General features: G+C 62.9%; 21 protein-coding genes. 7 read left to right on the forward strand and 14 right to left on the reverse strand.

What is annotated here, in order from left to right; genetic code table 11:
- Nucleotides 1–24: 24 nt before the first annotated feature.
- The 5 genes from fba to AC56LG_RS08485 all read right to left on the reverse strand — a co-directional run bounded on the left by fba (nucleotide 25) and on the right by AC56LG_RS08485 (nucleotide 5,020).
- Nucleotides 25–1,089: a class II fructose-bisphosphate aldolase gene (fba, locus tag AC56LG_RS08465; RefSeq protein WP_497165655.1), complete on the reverse strand. Its 1,065-nt coding sequence runs from the start codon at nucleotides 1,087–1,089 to the stop codon at nucleotides 25–27.
- Between the two features lie 66 nt (nucleotides 1,090–1,155).
- Complete coding sequence (gene pyk / locus AC56LG_RS08470; RefSeq protein WP_497165656.1) at nucleotides 1,156–2,628, reverse strand: pyruvate kinase; 1,473 nt, start codon at nucleotides 2,626–2,628, stop codon at nucleotides 1,156–1,158.
- 58 nt (nucleotides 2,629–2,686) lie between these two features.
- Nucleotides 2,687–3,892, reverse strand: coding sequence for a phosphoglycerate kinase (locus tag AC56LG_RS08475; RefSeq protein ID WP_497165657.1), 1,206 nt, complete (start codon nucleotides 3,890–3,892; stop codon nucleotides 2,687–2,689).
- 50 nt (nucleotides 3,893–3,942) lie between these two features.
- Nucleotides 3,943–4,287 (reverse strand): AzlD domain-containing protein, encoded by a 345-nt coding sequence (locus tag AC56LG_RS08480; RefSeq protein ID WP_497165658.1) that lies wholly within the window; start codon nucleotides 4,285–4,287, stop codon nucleotides 3,943–3,945.
- Nucleotides 4,280–5,020 carry an AzlC family ABC transporter permease gene (locus AC56LG_RS08485; protein ID WP_497165659.1) on the reverse strand — a complete coding sequence of 247 codons (741 nt, stop codon included), beginning with the start codon at nucleotides 5,018–5,020 and terminating at the stop codon, nucleotides 4,280–4,282. Before AC56LG_RS08485 ends, AC56LG_RS08480 begins: the two co-directional genes overlap by 8 nt.
- A gap of 212 nt (nucleotides 5,021–5,232) precedes the next feature.
- Between AC56LG_RS08485 and AC56LG_RS08490 the strand changes: the two genes are divergently transcribed.
- From AC56LG_RS08490 to AC56LG_RS08500, 3 genes are read left to right on the forward strand one after another with little or no spacing between them, the layout of a single operon-like run.
- Nucleotides 5,233–5,427, forward strand: a complete 195-nt coding sequence (locus tag AC56LG_RS08490) for a zinc-finger domain-containing protein (RefSeq protein WP_056343230.1) — start codon at nucleotides 5,233–5,235, stop codon at nucleotides 5,425–5,427.
- A gap of 21 nt (nucleotides 5,428–5,448) precedes the next feature.
- Nucleotides 5,449–6,459: a YheT family hydrolase gene (locus AC56LG_RS08495; RefSeq protein WP_497165660.1), complete on the forward strand. Its 1,011-nt coding sequence runs from the start codon at nucleotides 5,449–5,451 to the stop codon at nucleotides 6,457–6,459.
- The gene (locus tag AC56LG_RS08500; RefSeq protein ID WP_497165661.1) at nucleotides 6,452–7,045 is read left to right on the forward strand and encodes a DUF2946 family protein; all 594 of its coding nucleotides are present in this window, start codon (nucleotides 6,452–6,454) and stop codon (nucleotides 7,043–7,045) included. Before AC56LG_RS08495 ends, AC56LG_RS08500 begins: the two co-directional genes overlap by 8 nt.
- A gap of 111 nt (nucleotides 7,046–7,156) precedes the next feature.
- Here the strand turns inward: AC56LG_RS08500 and AC56LG_RS08505 are convergent, their stop codons facing one another.
- Nucleotides 7,157–8,761, reverse strand: a complete 1,605-nt coding sequence (locus tag AC56LG_RS08505) for a M48 family metalloprotease (protein WP_497165662.1) — start codon at nucleotides 8,759–8,761, stop codon at nucleotides 7,157–7,159.
- A 76-nt stretch (nucleotides 8,762–8,837) separates the two neighbouring features.
- Here AC56LG_RS08505 and moaC point away from each other — a divergent pair, with 76 nt between their 5' ends.
- Nucleotides 8,838–9,344, forward strand: a complete 507-nt coding sequence (gene moaC / locus AC56LG_RS08510; protein ID WP_497165663.1) for a cyclic pyranopterin monophosphate synthase MoaC — start codon at nucleotides 8,838–8,840, stop codon at nucleotides 9,342–9,344.
- A 42-nt stretch (nucleotides 9,345–9,386) separates the two neighbouring features.
- On the opposite strand, the gene AC56LG_RS08515 is transcribed toward moaC, so the two are convergent.
- Nucleotides 9,387–9,722 (reverse strand): hypothetical protein, encoded by a 336-nt coding sequence (locus AC56LG_RS08515; protein ID WP_497165664.1) that lies wholly within the window; start codon nucleotides 9,720–9,722, stop codon nucleotides 9,387–9,389.
- 156 nt (nucleotides 9,723–9,878) lie between these two features.
- Between AC56LG_RS08515 and AC56LG_RS08520 the strand changes: the two genes are divergently transcribed.
- The 3 genes from AC56LG_RS08520 (at nucleotide 9,879) to AC56LG_RS08530 (ending at nucleotide 13,168) form a co-directional block, all read left to right on the forward strand.
- Nucleotides 9,879–10,136, forward strand: coding sequence for a hypothetical protein (locus AC56LG_RS08520; protein ID WP_497165665.1), 258 nt, complete (start codon nucleotides 9,879–9,881; stop codon nucleotides 10,134–10,136).
- A gap of 118 nt (nucleotides 10,137–10,254) precedes the next feature.
- Nucleotides 10,255–12,306 carry a S9 family peptidase gene (locus AC56LG_RS08525; protein WP_497165666.1) on the forward strand — a complete coding sequence of 684 codons (2,052 nt, stop codon included), beginning with the start codon at nucleotides 10,255–10,257 and terminating at the stop codon, nucleotides 12,304–12,306.
- Between the two features lie 154 nt (nucleotides 12,307–12,460).
- Entirely contained in the window at nucleotides 12,461–13,168 is a 708-nt protein-coding gene (locus AC56LG_RS08530) for a flagellar brake protein (RefSeq protein ID WP_497165667.1), read from the forward strand.
- Nucleotides 13,169–13,531: 363 nt separating this feature from the next.
- On the opposite strand, the gene AC56LG_RS08535 is transcribed toward AC56LG_RS08530, so the two are convergent.
- From AC56LG_RS08535 to recX, 7 genes are all read right to left on the reverse strand, one after another.
- The gene (locus AC56LG_RS08535; protein ID WP_497165668.1) at nucleotides 13,532–13,981 is read right to left on the reverse strand and encodes a pilin; all 450 of its coding nucleotides are present in this window, start codon (nucleotides 13,979–13,981) and stop codon (nucleotides 13,532–13,534) included.
- 134 nt (nucleotides 13,982–14,115) lie between these two features.
- Entirely contained in the window at nucleotides 14,116–14,571 is a 456-nt protein-coding gene (locus AC56LG_RS08540; protein WP_497165835.1) for a pilin, read from the reverse strand.
- Between the two features lie 310 nt (nucleotides 14,572–14,881).
- Nucleotides 14,882–15,763: a succinate--CoA ligase subunit alpha gene (gene sucD, locus AC56LG_RS08545; RefSeq protein ID WP_497165669.1), complete on the reverse strand. Its 882-nt coding sequence runs from the start codon at nucleotides 15,761–15,763 to the stop codon at nucleotides 14,882–14,884.
- A gap of 15 nt (nucleotides 15,764–15,778) precedes the next feature.
- A complete protein-coding gene (gene sucC / locus AC56LG_RS08550; protein ID WP_497165670.1) occupies nucleotides 15,779–16,948 on the reverse strand; it encodes an ADP-forming succinate--CoA ligase subunit beta in 1,170 nt (389 codons plus the stop codon).
- Nucleotides 16,949–17,010: 62 nt separating this feature from the next.
- Entirely contained in the window at nucleotides 17,011–17,574 is a 564-nt protein-coding gene (locus AC56LG_RS08555) for a DUF2889 domain-containing protein (RefSeq protein WP_497165836.1), read from the reverse strand.
- 502 nt (nucleotides 17,575–18,076) lie between these two features.
- Nucleotides 18,077–18,439 carry a hypothetical protein gene (locus AC56LG_RS08560; protein WP_497165671.1) on the reverse strand — a complete coding sequence of 121 codons (363 nt, stop codon included), beginning with the start codon at nucleotides 18,437–18,439 and terminating at the stop codon, nucleotides 18,077–18,079.
- 147 nt (nucleotides 18,440–18,586) lie between these two features.
- Nucleotides 18,587–19,048, reverse strand: coding sequence for a recombination regulator RecX (gene recX / locus AC56LG_RS08565; RefSeq protein WP_497165672.1), 462 nt, complete (start codon nucleotides 19,046–19,048; stop codon nucleotides 18,587–18,589).
- Between the last annotated feature and the right edge of the window lie 8 nt (nucleotides 19,049–19,056).

A 19,056-nucleotide genomic window follows, 5' to 3' on the forward strand; every position in this document is an offset into this window, starting at 1 on the left:
CAGCAGCCCGTTCCAGACAGTATATTACTTGACGACTTGCGCCAGCTCGCCGGCTTTGTAACGCTCGGCCATCTTTTCCAGCGGGATCGGCTTGATCTTGCCGGCCTGCCCTTCGCAGCCGAACGACAGGTAACGCGCCTTGCAGATCTCGGTCGCCGCTTCGCGCGCCGGCTTCAGGTAATCGCGCGGGTCGAACTTGCTCGGGTTCTGGAACATGTACTTGCGGATTGCGGCCGTCATCGCCAGGCGGATGTCGGTATCGATGTTGATCTTGCGGACGCCGTGCTTGATGCCTTCCTGGATTTCTTCGACCGGGACACCATAGGTTTCCTTCATGTCGCCGCCGAATTCGCGGATGATCGCCAGCAGTTCCTGCGGCACCGACGACGAGCCGTGCATCACCAGGTGGGTGTTCGGGATGCGCGCGTGGATTTCCTTGATGCGGTCGATGGCGAGAATGTCGCCGGTCGGCTTGCGGGTAAACTTGTAGGCGCCGTGCGAGGTGCCGATGGCGATCGCCAGCGCGTCGCACTGGGTGCGGGCGACGAAGTCGGCGGCTTGCGCGACATCGGTCAGCAGCTGCTCGCGGGTCATGGTGCCGTCGGCGCCGTGGCCGTCTTCCTTGTCGCCCTTCATCGTTTCCAGCGAACCGAGCACGCCCAGTTCCGCTTCCACGGTCACGCCGATCGAGTGCGCGAACTTGACGACTTCCTTCGACACTTCGACGTTGTATTCATACGAAGCGACGGACTTGCCGTCGGCTTCCAGCGAGCCGTCCATCATGACCGAGCTGAAACCCGAGCGGATCGCGGCCATGCAGACTGCCGGCGACTGGCCGTGGTCCTGGTGCATGACGACCGGGATGTGCGGATAGGCTTCGACGGCGGCGTCGATCAGGTGGCGCAGGAAGGCTTCGCCGGCATACTTGCGCGCACCAGCCGAGGCTTGCATGATCACCGGGCTGTTGGTGGCGTCGGCCGCGGCCATGATGGCCTGCACTTGCTCCAGGTTGTTGACGTTGAAGGCCGGCAGGCCGTAGCCGTTTTCGGCAGCATGGTCCAGCAGTTGACGCAGTGATACGAGTGCCATGGTAGTACTCCAATAAGAAGAAATCTGTCTATTGCTTCGACAACGCGAAGCCGTCTTTATTCTTTTTTAATCTTTGTAGGTCTCGCCGACACGCACGATTTTCAGGGCGTTGGTGCCGCCGGCTTCGCCCATCGGCGAACCCCAGGTGACGACGATGGTGTCGCCCGGGCTGACCATGCCTTCGCTGATCAGCAGCTCTTCCGCCTTGCGCAGCACGGCGTGGCTGCCGCCTTCCTGCTGCAGGTGGAATGCTCGCACGTTGCGGTACAAGGAGGCCTTGCGCTGCGTCGTCTGTGACGGGGTCAGGGCGAAAATCGGGGTGGCGATGCTATGACGGCTCATCCACAGCGCGGTCGAGCCCGATTCGGTCAGCGCCACGATGGCTTTCACGTCCAGGTGGCGCGCGGTGAACAGGGTCGCGTACGCGATCGACTGGTCGATGCGGGTGAATTCCACGTTCAGGAAGTCGGCGTCCTGTTTGTTGTACTCGGACTGTTCCGCTTCCAGGCAGATCGCTGCCATCATCTCGACGGTTTCGATCGGGTATTTACCGGAGGCCGTCTCGGCCGAGGTCATCACGGCGTCGGTGCCGTCCAGCACGGCATTCGCCACGTCCGAGACTTCGGCGCGGGTCGGCACGGCGTTGACGATCATCGACTCCATCATCTGGGTCGCGGTAATCGCCAGCTTGTTCGAGGCGCGCGCCATGCGGATCATGCGCTTTTGCAGCGCCGGCACGGCGGCATTGCCGACCTCGACCGCCAGGTCGCCGCGCGCGACCATGATGCCGTCCGACGCGTCGAGGATTTCCTGCAGCACGGGAATGGCTTCGGCGCGCTCGATCTTGGCGATCATCAGCGGCTTGTGCGCATACGGCTCGCCGGCGATGTTCGCCAGCTGGCGCGCCATTTCCATGTCGGTCGCGCTCTTCGGGAAGGAAATCGCCAGGTAGTCGGCCTGGAAGCTCATCGCGGTCTTGATGTCTTCCATGTCCTTGGCCGTCAGCGCCGGCGCGGTCAGGCCGCCGCCCTGGCGGTTGATGCCCTTGTTGTTCGACAGCTCGCCGCCGACCTTCACCGTGGTGCAGATTTCGTGGCCCGACACGCGGTCGACCACCAGCACGATCAGGCCATCGTTGAGCAGCAGCTTGTCGCCCGGACGCACGTCGCGCGGCAGCGCCTTGTAGTCGAGGCCGACGCGTTCCTGGTTGCCCAGTTCGCCATTCTCTCCCCACTTGGCGTCGAGGATGAAGCGGTCGCCATTGTTCAGGAAGATCTTGCCGTCTTCAAACTTGCCGACGCGGATCTTCGGACCCTGCATGTCGGCCATGATCGCCACTTCGGTACCGCATTCGGCGGCGGCGCGGCGCACCAGCGCGGCGCGGTCGATGTGGTCCTGGGCGCGGCCGTGCGAGAAGTTCAGGCGCACGACGTCGACGCCGGCGCGGATCATCTTGACGAGGATGTCGAAGTCGGTCGATGCAGGGCCGATGGTGGCAACGATCTTGGTGGCGTTGTACAGGGGACGCGCAGCTTGCATGGGTGGATCCTCGATTCTGAAAAGAGAAGCGCAGCCTCGGGGCTGCGCTGGGCGTTACTTAGTGGGCCTGACGCTGCAGCAGGATCTCGACTGCCGGCAGGGTCTTGCCTTCGAGGAACTCGAGGAAGGCGCCGCCGCCGGTGGAGATATAGCCGATCTTGTCGCCGATGTCGTACTTGGCGATGGCCGCCAGCGTATCGCCGCCGCCGGCGATCGAGAACCCGTTCGAATCGGCGATTGCCAGCGCCAGGGTTTTCGTGCCTTCGGCGAACTGGTCGAATTCGAACACGCCGACCGGGCCGTTCCAGACGATGGTGCCGGCTTTATTCACCTGCTCGGCCAGCATGGCGGCCGTTTTCGGGCCGATGTCGAGGATCATGTCGTCGTCGGCCACATCCGCCACGTCCTTGACGGTGGCGGCGGCGGTCGGGCTGAACTCTTTTGCGCAGACCACGTCGACCGGGATCGGCACCGAGGCGCCGCGCGCGCTCATCATGTCGATGATTTGTTTCGCTTCGTTCACAAGGTCGTTTTCGACCAGCGACTTGCCGATGTTCAGTCCGACGGCCTTCATGAAGGTATTCGCGATGCCGCCGCCGACGATCAGATTATCCACTTTGCCGGCCAGGCTTTGCAGGATCGACAGTTTGCTGGACACTTTCGAGCCGGCGACGATCGCCAGCAGCGGACGCGCCGGCTGGCCCAGGGCTTTACCGAGGGCGTCGAGTTCGGCGGCCAGCAGCGGGCCGGCCGCGACGACGGGGGCAAACTTGGCGATGCCGTAAGTAGTCGCTTCGGCGCGGTGCGCGGTGCCGAAGGCATCGTTCACGTACACGTCGCACAGCTTGGCCATCTTCTGGGCCAGTTCGTCGGCGTTCTTCTTTTCGCCTTTGTTGACGCGGCAGTTTTCCAGCAGCACGACCTGGCCCGGGGCAACGTCGACGCCATCGGTCCAGTTCTGCTTCAGTTCGACCGGCTGGCCGAGCAGTTCGGACAGGCGCGCGGCGACCGGCGCCAGCGTGTCTTCCGGCTTGAACTCGCCCTCGGTCGGGCGGCCCAGGTGCGACGTCACCATCACGGCGGCGCCGGCCTTGACGGCGGCTTGAATCGCGGGAATCGAAGCGCGGATGCGCGTGTCTTCGGTGATGTTGCCGTTGTCGTCCTGCGGCACGTTCAGGTCGGCGCGGATGAAGACGCGCTTGCCCTGCAGCGCATCGCGGTCGATCAGGTCTTGCAAGCGGGTGAAACTGAGAACGGCGTCCATGTCGGCTCAACAGTGAAATAGTGAAAGAACGATATTCTACCCCACCCCTCTTAGACGGCAGCACCAAAAACGTGTAAGACACGCAACAGTGTGAAGGCAATCATTCCGAACACGATGGTCAGCAGCATGTTCTTGCGCCACAAATAAAAGCCGAGGGCGGCGATACCGGCCAGCAGTTTCGGATTGCCGAGTTCCAGGTGCACCTTGCCGCCGGCATCGAGCAGCAGGTCCGGCCCGATGATCGCCGCCAGCGCGCAGGCCGGCGCATAGCGCAGCATGTCCTGGATGCGCGGCGGGATCGCCACTTTATGGCCGATCAGCCAGAAGCCGCTGCGCGTGATCGCCGTCGACAAGGCCAGCACCACGATGGTGGCCCAGATTTCCCACTCAGCCATGGTGCGCCTTTCTTCTTTCGATCATCGCCTCGGTCGCCATCGCCGCCAGCATGCCGGCCAGCACCGCCGCCAGCAGGCCGAGCTTGTACGGAAACCCATAGGCCAGCACCGAGACCGCGCCCGCAACCAGCACGCCGCACAGGGCGGCACTATTCGCCACCAGCGGCACCGTGATGCACAGGATCGCCAGCGTGCCGGCAAAACCCAGGCCCCATTCCGCCGGGATCGCACTGCCGACGAAAATGCCGATGAACGACCCTACCTGCCAGGCCAGCCAGTTCGGGAACACCAGCCCTTTCAGATAGGACAGCTTGCCCGGCACCGGCGCCGCGGTCGGGAAGCGCTGCAGGAACATCGCCACCGTCAAGTCGCCGGAGATATAGCCGTACATCAGGCGCTGGCGCCACGGCAGGTGCGTGAAATGCGGCGCGAGCAAGGCCGAAAAGATTACGAAACGCAGATTGACCACCATCGCGGTGGCAAACGTCACCCAGATCGGCGCATGCGCCAGGATCAGCGGCAGCGAAGCCAACTGGGCGGAACCTGCAAACACCAGCAGTGTCATACCGCAGGCCTGCAGCGGCGTCAGTCCGGTCTTGACCATCGCGATGCCGACCACCAGCCCCCAGGCCGCAATCCCGAACAGGCTCGGCAAGCCGGTCCGGAAACCCTCCTGCCACAAGGCGCGGTCGGGTCGTTCGACGATGGGCTGCACAGAATCAGGCGCGTTCATGTCGCCTTCCTGCAACAGAAAATGAGCTTAGCAAAGCGGGGGCAAAAAAGCATGAAACGCAGGATGAATTGATAGGGCGTTATTGATCAGACTGGACAGAAGACTTGCCAACCCAACCATGACGAATTCGCCATTCTACCGATCATTCCGAACGGTCGCCTGAATCCGTTAAAATCCTGTCTTTGCCCAACTTTGCGTGATGGAGAATGTGAATGACTGACAAGACGATGCCTGTGGTGGAACTCGAGGCCAAGGATCTGCCGGCCCACTGCCCGAACCCGGCCATGCCGCTGTGGTCGTCGCACCCGCGCGTCTTCCTCGATTTCGACCATGAGGGTACCGCCAAGTGCCCCTACTGCGGCACCCACTACCGCCTGGCCCCTGGTGTCGCGTTCAAGCACCATTAATCGCAAGGCGGCTCGCCGCGCATGACCTACGTTGCCCCACGGTGGCTGCCCGGCGGCCACCTGCAAACCATCTATCCCGCCACGCTGGTCGACAAACCGCCGGTCGCCTACCGGCGCGAACGCTGGGACGTGCAGGACCCGACCCTCGGTGACGATTTCGTCGACGTCGATTTCGTCGACGGCGAGCCGGGCCAACCGCTGGTCGTGCTGTTCCACGGGCTGGAAGGGTCATCAAGCAGCCATTACGCGCGCGGCCTGATGGCGGCGCTGGCGGCGCGCGGCTGGTCGGGCGCGGTGCCGCATTTCCGCGGCTGCTCGGGCGAGCCGAACCGCACCGCGCGCTTCTACCATTCCGGCGACTCGCTGGAAATCGACTGGATCATGGCGCGCCTGCGTGCCCGCGCGCCGGGCCCCATTTACGTAGCCGGTGTCTCGCTGGGCGGCAACGCCCTGCTGCGCTGGCTCGGCGAATCGGGCAGTACGGCGAATTTCGTCAGCGCCGCCGCCGCGATCTCCGCCCCGCTCGACCTGGCGCGCGGCGGCGAAGCCCTCTCTTCCGGCTTCAACATGCTGTATACGCGCATGTTCCTGCGCACCCTGGTGCCGAAGTGCCTGGCCAAACTGGAGCAATTCCCCGGCCTGTTCGACCGCAGCGCCCTGCTCGCCGCGCGCGACCTCTACGCCTTCGACAACGTCGTCACCGCGCCGCTGCACGGCTACCGCGATACCGACGATTACTGGCACCGCGCCAGCGCCCGCCACGTGCTGCATGACATCACCGTGCCGACGCTGGTGCTGAACGCGCGCAACGATCCCTTCCTGCCGGGCCGCCATTTGCCGGCCAGCGCATCGAAGGCGGTGACGCTCGAGTATCCCGACGAAGGCGGCCACGTCGGCTTTCCGGTGGGTCCGTTCCCGGGCCGGATCGACTGGCTGCCGCAGCGTATTCTCTCGTTCTTCGACGCAGTTCTGCCACAGTTCACGCGCGCGCCCGACCCCTCCGAATTATGCGAAGCTGGCGCCCATGGATGACATCGTAAAACAGGCAATGGCCAAATGGCCGAACGTGCCGCACTGCTACGGCTGGCTCGCGCTCGACGCGCGCGGCGCCTGGCGCATGCGCGACGAAGCGGCCCAGCAAACAGACGCCCCCGGCGACAAGCTCAACAACGCGACGCTGGTCGGTTTTATCAACCGCAACTACGGGCATGACGAGGCCGGCCGCTGGTTTTTCCAGAACGGTCCCCAGCGCGTGTACGTGAACCTGGAAGCGACGCCCTACATCGCGCGCACCGACCCGGCGCAAGGCATGCTGCTGCAGACCGGCGCCGCGCTGGCCGGCATCGAGCGCCTGTACCTGACCGAAGCCGGCGCCGCCATCGTGCAATCGGGAGAGGTCGTCGCCCAGCTCGACGACCGCGACGTCGCGCAACTGTTCGAATCGCTGGAACTGGACGGCAAGCCGGTCGCCGACGACGCGCTGCTGCGCTGGCTCGGCGGCGCAGCGGGCACCTTGTCCCTGCGCTGGCGCGGCGCCTCGGTGCCGGTCGAACGCATCGCGGCTGACGAATTGCCGCAGCGCTTCGGCTTTGTGCGCGTGCCGGCACCGTCCGCCTGATCCAGTTGAAACCGTAGGGTGGAGTCCCGACTCCACGCGTTACGTACGCATCTCTTCCCCTATTGCCGGTAAATAATCGTTCGTACGGCATCAAGCCAGACGCAAGCGCGCCTACTTGCCTTTCTCTTCTTCCTTCTCTTCCTTCTGGCGCGCTTTCAATTCACGTTCGCGCGCGTCGATCACGGATTGCTCGTAGAACGAGACATCGCTCGCCTTGCGCGCGAAATTCAGCTGATCGACCGCGGCCGGCAGCGCTCCGGCCAGCACATACGATTCGGCCAGCGCCATGTGCTGCAGCGCGATCTTGCCCTGGCTCGAATAGGCACGCGCCAGCAGGTCGTACAGCTTGGCATCCTCGCGGTACAGTTGCACCTGGTCGCGCAGGTAGCGCGTCGCATCATCGAGCTTGCCGGCGTTGATCATCGCATCGGCGTACTGGCGCGCCAGCGCGCGCGACAGCGGATAGCGGTGCGTCGCCTGCTCGGCATCCTTCAATGCCTGTTGGACGACTTCCTTCGGCTGTCCCGGCGCCAGCTTGATTTCCAGGTCGAGCACGGCGAACATGGCGCCGCCGTCGCTGCTCGGTGTGGCCGAGAACACGCCCGCTTTCGGCTGCATCGCGGCGCGCGCCTTGTCGAACCAGGAGCGCGCAGCGGCCAGATCTCCCTCCTTCAGCGCCAGGAACGACAAGCCGTACTGCGCCGCCACCTGCTGCTGGCGGTGCTGCTGGGTCAGCTGGGCCTGGAAGGTGGTGCGGGTATCGCGGCGCCCGATCGTGCCCTGGTCTTGCAGCACCCGCGCGCGCGCCTTGGCAAGATGGAATTCGATGGTGTCGGGACGCTGCCGATACGGCGTTTCCTTGATGCGCGCCTGGATGTCGACGATGCGCTCGCTCGTCAGCGGGTGGCTGCTTAGAAAAGCAGGAATCTCGCCATAGATCTTGTTCGCGCTTTGCAGGCGTTTGAAAAAGGCGACCATGCCCGAGGTATCGTAGCCGCCCGCGCCCATGATCTGGAAGCCGACCCGGTCGGCCTCGCGCTCGGCGTCGCGGCTGAAATTCAGTTGCCGCTGCACGGCCAGGCCCTGCCCGCCCATCAGCACGCCCATCGCCGCGTCCGGACTGGCCTTGGCCGCCAGCGCGGCCAGGATGAACGAGGCCAGCGGCAGCAAGGCATCCTGGCGCTGCTGGCCGAGCATGCGCGCGATGTGGCGCTGCGACACGTGGCCGATCTCGTGCGAGACGACGCCGGCCAGTTCCGATTCGGTCTGGGCCGCCAGCAACAGGCCGGAATGAATGCCGATGAAGCCTCCCGGCAGCGCAAACGCGTTGATCGCACTGTCGCGCACCGGGAAGAAGGTAAAGTCGGCATTCGTCTCGCCGCGCGCACCCGGCACGGCGTCGACCAGGGCGCCGCCGAAATTGTTCAGGTATTCGCCGATCGCATCGTCGTCGAGATAATCGCGGTCGCGCCGGATCTCGCGCATGATTTCCTCGCCGAGCTTGCGTTCGACGATCGGCGACAAGTCTTCGCGCGAGGTGTCGCCCAGCGTCGGCAGACGCGTCGCGTTGGACAACTGAGTGGGTGCCTTGTTGAAGGACTGGGCCGGCGCGGCAAGCGGCGCAAAGCCGGTCGCGGCCGACACGAGCAGGACGGCCAGCGAACGGCGCCAGCGGGCGCGGGCGCGCGGCGGTACGGGGTGGGATGTCGAGTTCACGGTGCTATGATAACCCCATCCGCCGGCACCTTGCCGCAGCCTGAAACACTTTCTTACCTGAGCTATCGAACCCACCATGAACCCATCCGATCCGACCACCAGCCCCGATGGGCTCACCCATTTCGACGCCACCGGCCAGGCCCACATGGTCGACGTCGGCGCCAAGGCCGAGACCCACCGCGTGGCGGTCGCCGCCGGCACCATCCGCATGCAGCCGGAAACGCTGCAACTGATCGTCTCGGGCAACGCCAAAAAGGGCGACGTGCTCGGCATCGCCCGCATCGCCGCCATTATGGGCGCCAAACGCACCAGCGACCTGATCCCGCTGTGCCACCCGCTGGCAATCACGCGCGTGGCCGTCGATTTCGAGGTCGACACGGCCGCCAACAGCGTCCACTGCCGCGCCCAGGTCGAATTGCACGGCAAGACCGGGGTCGAGATGGAAGCGCTGACCGCAGTGCAAGTCGGGCTGCTGACGATTTATGACATGTGCAAGGCGGTCGACCGGGGGATGGTCATGACGAATGTGCGGGTGCTGGAAAAGCACGGCGGCAAGAGCGGCGACTGGACGGCGGCGCTTTAACCGGCGGCCTCGTAATATCATCAGGCACGGGTGCCTGGCGTTTTATTTTGGCGGTTGTAGACTCCCCATCCGAGCCTGCGTCAACACCCGGCCAATCATGCTGACCGCCTTGCCATTCGCATCGGCGAAGCGTTCCAGCGACTGCTGCTGCACCGCCATCGCATTCTTCGCCAGGGCGTCGGCGCAGGACTGCGAAGCGGTAATGAGCGCGCGCAGCGTATGTTCCTGGATGATGCCCGCTGAACTGAGCAGCATTTGCTGCGTATTTGCGTGCATGGCGTTGCGGTAGAGGCCAGCGACATTGGCCCAGGTATCGAACAAGGGAGTGGTGGTGACGGTAGGGAATGCCACATTCGGGTACGCGCTCATCGTTGCCATGATGTTGCTCCTGGTGAATGGTGAGGATCAGACGCCGAATTGTGCGGCGCACCATCGAGTCTACGCTGCGGCTCAGGATGTGGCTACTTCTGTATGCACCAGCATGAGCGCTCGTGATAATGTTCCGACATCCCGAGGCCTTGCGACTGGGCGCTCATGACATTCAAAGACTTTTTCGGCATCCTGTTCGTTACGGCCGGCCTTGCGGTCGCCACGATCGGTTACCGCATCCTCGGCCTCGCATGGTACTGGAGTGCCTCCATGCTTGGCCTTGCTGGCCTGTCGTCGATCTGGAGCGCCCAACGCGACCGGGCCATCCAGAATGCCCTGAGCAACGGCCCCGGCGATTGGGGCGACCGTCATTACCTGGGCGGTGACCGCGCCACCGATTCCGCCGACGTCGGCGACGACTAACGGCTTCGATTCCTCCGACCAATCGCCCCGGGCCGCCCACCCGGCCCGCATGGTAAATTGCTGTCTTTCCGCAAATCCCTTGCACGCGGAACTTCCTGACACGCTCATAGAGGAATCGATGAAATTACGTTTGCTAGCACTGGTGACGGCACTGGCCGCCTCCAGCGCCGTGGCCGCGCCGCGCGGTTTGACGGTGGAAGACCTGGTCGCCCTGGAACGCGTCGGCAGTCCGGCCGTCTCGCCGGACGCCAGCCGCGTCGTGTACACGGTGCGCCGCACCGACATGGGCAAGAACCGCGGCCATACCAGCATCTGGATCGCCGACCTGAAAGGGGCGACTGCGCCGAAAGCACTGACTACCCACGACAGCAGCAGCACCGACCCGGAATGGTCCCCTTCCGGCGACGCCGTCTATTTCCTGTCGAGCCGTTCGGGCAGTTCCCAGGTCTGGCGCCAGGCGGCCAGCGGCGGCGAACCGGTCCAGGTGACCAATTTGCCGCTGGACGTCGACAATTTCCGCGTTTCGCCGACGGGCGACCGCATCGCGTTCAGCCTGGCCGTGTTCCGCGACTGCGCCGACCTCGCCTGCACCAAGGAGCGCATGGAGCAGCAGGGCAAGAACAAGGCGAGCGGACGCGTGTATGACCGCCTGTTCGTGCGCCACTGGGATACCTGGGGCGATGGCCGCAACGCCGTGCTGTTCTCGGCGCCGCTGGACGCCAGCGGCCGCGTCAGCAGCGCGCCGGTCAGCCTGTCCGGCGCGCTCGACGGCGACGTGCCGTCGAAACCCTTCGGCGACCGCGAGGAATACCGGTTTAGTCCGGACGGCAAGACGGTCGTGTTCTCGGCCCGCATCGCCGGCAAGACCGAAGCCTGGTCGACCAATTTCGATTTGTACGACGTGCCTGCTGTCGGCAATGCCGCGCCGCGCAACCTGACGGCGGACAATCCCGCCTGGGATACCAAGGGCGTATTTTCGCCCGACGGCCGCACCCTGGCCTACCTGGCGATGGCGCGTCCCGGCTTCGAGGCCGACCGCTTCCAGATCATGTTGCTGGACGTCGCCAGCGGCAAGAAGCGCAAGCTGGCCGCCAACTGGGACCGCTCGGCGGGCGCCCTGCAGTGGAGTGCGGACGGCAAGACGCTGGTCGTCGATGCCGAGGACGTGGGCCAGCATCGCCTGTTCGCGATCGATGTCGCCAGCGGCAAAGTGACGGGACTCACCGACAAGGGCGCGATCGGCGGCTTCGACCTGCGCCGCGATACCCTCGCCTACACGCAAGCGACCCTGTCGTCGCCGGCCCAGCTGTTCACGGCGCCGCTGGCCGGCGGCCAGGCGCAGCAAATAACGAAGAACAACACCGACAAGCTGGCCGACGTGCGCTTCGGCGAATTCGAGCAGTTCTCGTTCAAGGGCGCCAAGGGCGACACGGTGTATGGCTACGTCATGAAGCCGTGGAATGCCCAACCCGGCGTCAAATATCCGATCGCCTTCCTGGTGCATGGCGGCCCGCAAGGCAGCTTCGGCAATGCCTGGAGCTACCGCTGGAATCCACAGGTGTACGCGGGCGCCGGTTATGCGGCCGTGTTCATCGACTTCCACGGTTCCACCGGGTATGGCCAGAAGTTCACCGATTCGATCAGCGGCGACTGGGGCGGCGCCCCGCTGGTCGACCTGCAAAAGGGCCTGGCGGCAGCCGTCAAGCAATTCCCCTGGCTGGACCGCGAACGCAGCTGCGCGCTGGGCGCGTCCTACGGCGGCTACATGATGAACTGGATCGAAGGCAACTGGTCCGACGGTTTCAAATGCATCGTCAACCACGACGGCGTGTTCGATACCCGTGGCATGGCCTATTCGACCGAGGAACAATGGTTCACCGACTGGGAAAACGGCGGTCCGTACTTTGCCGTGCCCGAGAAACACGAGCGTTTCAATCCGGTGCATCACGTGAACAAGTGGAAAACGCCGATGCTGGTGATCCAGGGCGACCTCGACTTCCGCATTCCGACCGCGCAAGCCCTGTCGACGTTCACCGCATTGCAGCGGCGCGGCATCGACAGCAAGTTGCTGGTCTTCCCGGACGAGAATCACTGGGTGCTGAAACCGGCTAATTCCTTATTGTGGCACCACACCGTGATTGGCTGGCTCGACCACTACCTGAAGCGCTGATTTGCCGATTTTCATGTAGAACGCCAGGACAAGCCCGTGTCAGCACGGGCTTTTTCACTGGATTTGCCGAATCCATTGCTTCAGATTAACACGTTGCGATGGTAAGATACCGCCCTCCCCGGGCCGCCGGCCCACCATCTCCAGAATGAACAGTATGTCCGGACAGGCAAATGCGCTCGCACCTCAGGATGTCGATTTCGAGACGATGCATCTCCAGGTCGGCACGCGCCTGCAGCTGATCACGCACCGCCGAGTGAAACCTGTCCAGTATTTTTCGAGCCTGGTCGGCTACGTCAAGGATGAGTACATCATCCTCAAGATTCCGATGGAAAACGGCGCGCCGATCGCCCTGGCCGAAGGCGAGCGCCTGACGATCCGCGTGTTCTCGGGCGTCAAGGTCTGTTCGTTCGCCTGCACGGTCGAGCGCGTGTTCGGGCGCCCGCTGTTCTATGTCCACGTGTCGTTCCCGACTTCGGTGCAGGGCACCAGCCTGCGCACGGCGATGCGGGTCAAGGTCGACCTGCCGGCGGCGCTCAGCGGCAGCGGCAGCCACGGCAAGCCGCTGGCCTGCACCATTTTGAATTTGTCGGTGAGCGGCGCGCTGGTCGTTTCGCCAAACCGCCTGCCGGCCGACGAAGAGCAGGTCACGCTGCAGTTTGCTTTAAAAGCGCCGCCCGACGACCAGGAAGTACAGATCGGCGCGCATTCCACGATTCGCAATGTGAACGTGACCAAGGCACCCGACGATACCGACCTGTACACCTACGGCATGCAATTTACCGACCTCGATCCGGTGCACTACACGCTGCTCCAGAACATGACCTACGAGGCGCTGCTGGAGAACCGCCAGAAAATCGTTTGAGTTTCTGCCGGACTCACAATATAAAACCCCGCTGCTGCCGGAATGCTGTTCAGTTAAGCCGCCGCGAACTGTCTTCCAGCTCCAAGCCTTGCCACACTGTTCGCGTTTTGTTAATTGTAGGGTGGACTCCCGAGTCCACGGCCGTGCCGTTGCACTCTTCAACGCTGGGAGAAGCCTGTATGTTCGCGCTCCCAGGCCAGGTGGCGCATCTCGATCGGCATAAAGAGGGCCGTGGACTCGGGAGTCCACCCTACATATCGCGCAAATCGTATTGCGCGACCGGGCTTGGTACTAGCTGGAAATGCGTAACACGCCCCTTGACTGAATGGCATTACCGCTGCTGCGGGGTTTTTCTTTGGCAGGTCAGCCCTGCTCGGCCATGCCCTTGCAGACGGCCTCGGCCCCGATCAGCTTTTGCGGCACGGTCGCGGCGGCGCAACTCCAGGCGCCGCTGGCCATGTCGCGCGTCAGGGTGATGGTTTGCCCCTTGACGCTCGTCGGGCCGGCCACGATTTCGCAGGTCAGGCTGGTGGCGTCGGGGCCGGCAGTGGCGCCGAACTTGCAGTTGGCGGTTGGCTTGTCGGCCGCCGCCAGGCCGACGTCTTCCGGTTGGTCGACCGTCTCGCCGTCGATCAGCCTGGTTTCGATGCCGACCTTGCCTGCCGATACTTCAGACAAGGCGACGCCGAACTTCGACTTCGCCATGTAGTCCTGGTAGGTCGGAATGGCGACCGTTGCCAGGATGCCGACGATGGCGACGACGATCATCAGTTCGACCAGGGTAAAGCCGGCTTCTTTCTTTACAACTTTCATGCATGTCACGGTAAGTCTCCGGTGGTTGAAGAGTCCGGAACGATAACCGTGGTCGGCGGAGCACGATTGAGGCGGCGCAGCCAAAACAAAAACCCCGCCGAAGCGGGGTTTTTGTTGTGCAAGCTCAACCGGGATTAGGTCGGGTTGGCTGGTGGGGTAGTAGCAGCAGACGAGGTGCAGGTGCCTTTACCGATCAGGGCTGCATCGACGCCAGCAGCGGCGCAAGTCCAGACGCCGGTGGTAGCATTACGGCTCAGGGTGATGGTCTTGCCCGAGACACTCGAAGGACCAGCCTCGATCTGGCAGGTCAGGCCGCCGTTGGCTGCGACGACGCCGAAGGTGCAGTTGGCGGTCTTGGCGACTGGCAGGCCGACGTCGGTGACGGCGGTGACGCTGTCGCCATCGTTCAGTTTGGCGTCGTAGCCGACTTTACCTGCCGACACTTCCGACAGCGCAGCGCTGAACTTCGACTTGGCGGTGTAGTTCTGATAGTTAGGGATGGCGACGGCAGCCAGGATGCCGATGATCGCAACGACGATCATCAGTTCGATCAGGGTAAAGCCGGATTGTGCTTTCTTGACAATTTTCATCGATTTCATGGTGTTTCTCCGAGGGGTAGTATGTAGGGGTAAGTATTCGGTATTGCTTCGTGCCACGTACTCCTTATTGCAAACGCCGTGCCAGCTCGTTTACGCTTGGAAACCCCTGCAATTGATAGTTACCGTACAATAAAAGCGACGATTTGCGTCAAGTGCGGCCGCGGCACCGACAATTTTTGTCACCTAACGTCCAATTTCTGTCTGGAAACAAATCATGCGGACAGGATTTTTCAGCTCACCCCGGCTGCATAAAAAAAGGAGCCCGCAGGCTCCTTTTCTATAAGACAAGAACTGTCCGGTATTACAGCATCGCCTTCAGCAGCTTTGCCATTTCCGACGGGTTCTTGGTGGCCTTGATGCCGCACTCTTCCATGATGTCCAGCTTGGCTTGCGCGGTATCGGCGCCGCCCGAGATCAGCGCGCCGGCGTGGCCCATGCGCTTGCCCGGAGGAGCGGTGACACCAGCGATGAAGCCGACGACCGGCTTCTTCATGTTGTCCTTGACCCAATGCGCGGCATTGGCTTCGTCCGGACCGCCGATTTCGCCGATCATGATGACCGCGTCGGTATCAGGATCTTCGTTGAACATGCGCATGATGTCGATGTGCTTCAGGCCGTTGATCGGGTCGCCGCCGATGCCGACTGCCGACGATTGACCCAGACCCAGTGCGGTCAGCTGGCCGACTGCTTCATAGGTCAGAGTGCCCGAACGCGACACGACGCCGATGCGGCCCTTCTTGTGGATGTGACCCGGCATGATGCCGATCTTGATTTCGTCCGGGGTGATCAGGCCTGGGCAGTTAGGACCCAGCAGCAGGGTCTTCGAGCCGGCTTTGGCCATGCGGTCTTTCAACGCCATCATGTCGCGGACTGGAATGCCTTCGGTGATGCAGATGGCCAGGTCCAGGTCGGCTTCGACGGCTTCCCAGATGGCGGCGGCAGCGCCTGCTGGTGGAACATAGATCACCGACACGGTGGCGCCGGTGGCAGCTTTCGCTTCCGAGACGTTGGCGTAGATCGGGATGCCTTCGAAGTCTTCGCCGGCCTTCTTCGGGTTCACGCCTGCGACGAAGGCAGCCTTGCCGTTCGCGTAGTCGCGGCACATGCGGGTATGGAACTGACCGGTCTTGCCGGTGATACCCTGGGTGATGACTTTAGTATCTTTGTTGATCAGGATCGACATTTTTTATTCCTTGAATTAGGCGTTACCAGCTGCAGCGGCGACGACGGCCTTGGCTGCATCTTCCATCGTATCGGCAGCGATGATCGGCAGACCGGAGTCGGCCAGCATCTTCTTGCCCAGGTCTTCGTTGGTGCCTTTCATGCGCACGACCAGCGGCACTTGCAGCGAGACAGCCTTCGATGCGGTGATCACGCCTTCGGCGATGACGTCGCAACGCATGATGCCGCCGAAGATGTTGACCAGGATGGCTTTCAGGCCAGGGTTCTTCAGCATGATCTTGAATGCTTCGGTGACTTTCTCAGCCGTCGCACCGCCGCCCACGTCCAGGAAGTTGGCCGGCTCGCCGCCGAACAGCTTGATGGTGTCCATGGTGGCCATCGCCAGGCCGGCGCCGTTCACCAGGCAGCCGATGTTGCCGTCGAGCGAAATGTAGGCCAGGTCGAACTTCGATGCTTCGACTTCGGCTGGATCTTCTTCGTCCAGGTCGCGGTAAGCCAGGATGTCCGGCTGGCGGAACAGGGCGTTGGCGTCGAAGTTGAATTTCGCGTCCAGCGCGATGACTTTACCGTTGCCGGTCAGGATCAGCGGGTTGATTTCGGCCAGCGACGAATCGGTTTCCCAGTAAGCCTGGTACAGGCCTTTCAGGTTCTGGCGCGCTTCGGCCAGCGATTCGGCCGGGATGCCGATCTTGGTCGAGATGTCGTCCGCTTCGGCGTCGGTCAGGCCGACCGATGGGTCGATCGCGATCGAGTGGATTTTTTCAGGGTTGCTATGTGCAACTTCTTCGATGTCCATGCCGCCTTCCGACGAGGCCATCAGCACGACCTTCTGGGTCACGCGGTCGGTGACCATCGAGACGTACAGTTCTTTCTTGATGTCGGCGCCTTCTTCGATCAGCAGGCGGCGCACTTTCTGGCCTTCAGGGCCGGTCTGGTGCGTGATGAGCTGCATGCCCATGATCTGTTCCGCGTATTCCTTGACCTGCTCGAGCGACTTGGCCACCTTCACGCCGCCGCCTTTACCACGGCCGCCAGCATGGATCTGGGCCTTGACGACCCAGACCGGGCCGCCCAGCTCTTCCGCTGCCTTGACGGCCTCGTCGACCGACATGCACGGAATTCCGCGCGGAACCGTCACTCCGAACTTTCGGAGGATTTCTTTGCCCTGATACTCATGGATTTTCATGCTGGCTTCCCTTCTTCTGTTACTGATTTAGCTACGTTAATTGGAAAACTTCGACATCAATATCAACCCTGTACGGCCTTGATCACCCAGCGCGGGTAATACTTTGCCACAGCGGGGCCGTCGGCGCGCAGCGCGTGGCAGCGGTCGATTTCATACGGACGCACAGCGTCGCCATCGCCGGCGGCGTTGCGTATCTCGAATTCTTCATCGGCGAAGGCCTGGATTGCCGCGGTGGGCAAAACCTGCGCCAGTTCGGTCAGGTGGGTGCAGCCGAGCACGCCGGATAAGCGGTCTTTCAGGTGCAGCCGAAAATGTTTCGCAAGCGAGAGGCCAACCAGCTTCTTGTACACCGGCCCGATCGTGTCGCAATACCCCGGATACGGCACCGAGTCGGACGCGGCTTCGGCGTCGACGATCTCGAGATCGCGGTTGATGGTAATGCGCAGGCTCAGGTCATGTACGGCCGTGCCCGCCGGGCGGGTGCCGGATGCCAGGACGATGTCGCGCGCCTTGATGTCGCGAATACGCGCGTCAAGGTCCCACAGGCCATCGTCGCGCGCGTACGCTTCGACGGTAATGGCGCGTGTGTGCCGCAGGGAGCGCGGGGCGGGAGGTGACAGAAGCATAAAAAACGGGTGCCGGTGAAGGCGGCGATCAATGGGGCAGCCGGTGTGCTGATGCACGTCGCCGCAGCTTCTGCGGCAACAACCGCTCATGCGGCGCTGCTTAAACCGTGAAAGTTTAGCACACGCGGGGGACGGTTGCACTGCAACATGGAAGATGCTGGAAATGCATGGCCCTATGGTGAAGAGAACATCGGTTCGCCTACTCTGCTGTTAAGAAGTTGACCATGCTCGGGCCCGGGTCGCTAACCGACGTTGCGACTACGTTTCCTGCGCTATAGCTTACTGTCGATCGCAATAGCATGCACTACCAATAAATCCAGTCTGAAAACGACAAACCCGCCAGACGGCGGGCTTGTCATGAATCTGGGTGGCCCCACCAAGCGCGGCCAACACTGACCTAGTGTCATCGCCAGTATGGTAGCTGGGAGAGGACGTAACCTAGGCTGCATGCTCAGTATACCGTTGTGATTCTAGAGTCGGCCAAATTATTGTGAAGCGACTATCAACCCACACCGTCCTTAACGAAGCACATCTCGCCCTCGCCGTCGAGGCAAATGTTGCCGTCGCTGTCGAACGAGACCGGCCATATGCCCCGGCCCGCCTCCGGCGCGCTTCCATGCCAGACGATGCCCTGGAAGGCCACGTCCATCGAGGCGCCCTTCTCGTCCGTCCAGCGTCCGCGGATCTCGTCGGTCAGGCTGTCCGGGCCATCGATCTGGAGTACGTAGTCGCCGCTGCGCCGCACGTCGAGTACCAGCGTTTGTTCGGCTGTGTTCAGGCGGTAGACCCCGGTCGGTTCGATGGGTTTGGCGGCACAGGCGGCGAGAACGAGAAAAGGCAGGACAGCGCCAAGAGTTTTCATCATGACAACTTTTTAGGCAAACAAACGCCAGCGTGCAGCGTCATCCGGGGTTGAGGAATATGCCGGGGCATATCGCCGGATGGCGCTCCGCGCTGGCACCTGGGAAATCGGTAAGTGTTGATACGGCTGAGCGCTGCCTGAGGACGACCGTTAAAAATCGTCGTCGTCTTCGGGGGCACCCTTCAAGGCGGTGCGCACGGCGCTGCTGGAAAAACCGCGCGCCATCAGGAAACGCATCTGCTTGCTGCGTTCGGCCGCGTCTTGCGCGACGGTGCCGAACTTGCGCTGCCAGACTTCGACGGCACGCGCGGTTTCGCTCTCGGCCAGGCCGGACTTGAGTTCGGCCAGCGCTTCTCCGTTGACGCCGTGGCTTTGCAGCTCGGCCATCACACGGCTATTGCCGTAGCGGGCAGCTTTGCGGTGAATCAGCGATTCGGCGAAACGCTCCTGCGACAGCCAGTTGTTCTTTTCCAAAAAATCGAGAAGGGCGTCGATGTCGTCGCCCTCCTCGGCATGGCGTGCCAGCTTGCGCTTGAGCTCGAGCCGGCTGTGCTCCCGCATGGAGAGGAAGCGCAGGGCCCGGGCTTTCAGACTCAATACTGGTGCGCGCATGGTGGTAC

This window comes from Telluria sp. ZB2R32 (assembly GCF_059685715.1).

Coding starts and splice junctions, on each gene's coding strand:
- pyk (WP_497165656.1), bottom strand. CDS start 2,628: ATGCAAGCTGCGCGTCCCCTGTACAACGCCACCAAGATCGTTGCCACC.
- moaC (WP_497165663.1), top strand. CDS start 8,838: ATGAACCCATCCGATCCGACCACCAGCCCCGATGGGCTCACCCATTTC.
- AC56LG_RS08515 (WP_497165664.1), bottom strand. CDS start 9,722: ATGGCAACGATGAGCGCGTACCCGAATGTGGCATTCCCTACCGTCACC.
- AC56LG_RS08475 (WP_497165657.1), bottom strand. CDS start 3,892: ATGGACGCCGTTCTCAGTTTCACCCGCTTGCAAGACCTGATCGACCGC.
- AC56LG_RS08560 (WP_497165671.1), bottom strand. CDS start 18,439: ATGATGAAAACTCTTGGCGCTGTCCTGCCTTTTCTCGTTCTCGCCGCC.
- recX (WP_497165672.1), bottom strand. CDS start 19,048: ATGCGCGCACCAGTATTGAGTCTGAAAGCCCGGGCCCTGCGCTTCCTC.
- AC56LG_RS08525 (WP_497165666.1), top strand. CDS start 10,255: ATGAAATTACGTTTGCTAGCACTGGTGACGGCACTGGCCGCCTCCAGC.
- AC56LG_RS08495 (WP_497165660.1), top strand. CDS start 5,449: ATGACCTACGTTGCCCCACGGTGGCTGCCCGGCGGCCACCTGCAAACC.
- fba (WP_497165655.1), bottom strand. CDS start 1,089: ATGGCACTCGTATCACTGCGTCAACTGCTGGACCATGCTGCCGAAAAC.
- AC56LG_RS08490 (WP_056343230.1), top strand. CDS start 5,233: ATGACTGACAAGACGATGCCTGTGGTGGAACTCGAGGCCAAGGATCTG.
- AC56LG_RS08535 (WP_497165668.1), bottom strand. CDS start 13,981: ATGAAAGTTGTAAAGAAAGAAGCCGGCTTTACCCTGGTCGAACTGATG.
- AC56LG_RS08555 (WP_497165836.1), bottom strand. CDS start 17,574: ATGCTTCTGTCACCTCCCGCCCCGCGCTCCCTGCGGCACACACGCGCC.
- AC56LG_RS08485 (WP_497165659.1), bottom strand. CDS start 5,020: ATGAACGCGCCTGATTCTGTGCAGCCCATCGTCGAACGACCCGACCGC.
- AC56LG_RS08480 (WP_497165658.1), bottom strand. CDS start 4,287: ATGGCTGAGTGGGAAATCTGGGCCACCATCGTGGTGCTGGCCTTGTCG.
- AC56LG_RS08520 (WP_497165665.1), top strand. CDS start 9,879: ATGACATTCAAAGACTTTTTCGGCATCCTGTTCGTTACGGCCGGCCTT.
- AC56LG_RS08540 (WP_497165835.1), bottom strand. CDS start 14,571: ATGAAAATTGTCAAGAAAGCACAATCCGGCTTTACCCTGATCGAACTG.
- sucD (WP_497165669.1), bottom strand. CDS start 15,763: ATGTCGATCCTGATCAACAAAGATACTAAAGTCATCACCCAGGGTATC.
- AC56LG_RS08500 (WP_497165661.1), top strand. CDS start 6,452: ATGGATGACATCGTAAAACAGGCAATGGCCAAATGGCCGAACGTGCCG.
- AC56LG_RS08530 (WP_497165667.1), top strand. CDS start 12,461: ATGTCCGGACAGGCAAATGCGCTCGCACCTCAGGATGTCGATTTCGAG.
- sucC (WP_497165670.1), bottom strand. CDS start 16,948: ATGAAAATCCATGAGTATCAGGGCAAAGAAATCCTCCGAAAGTTCGGA.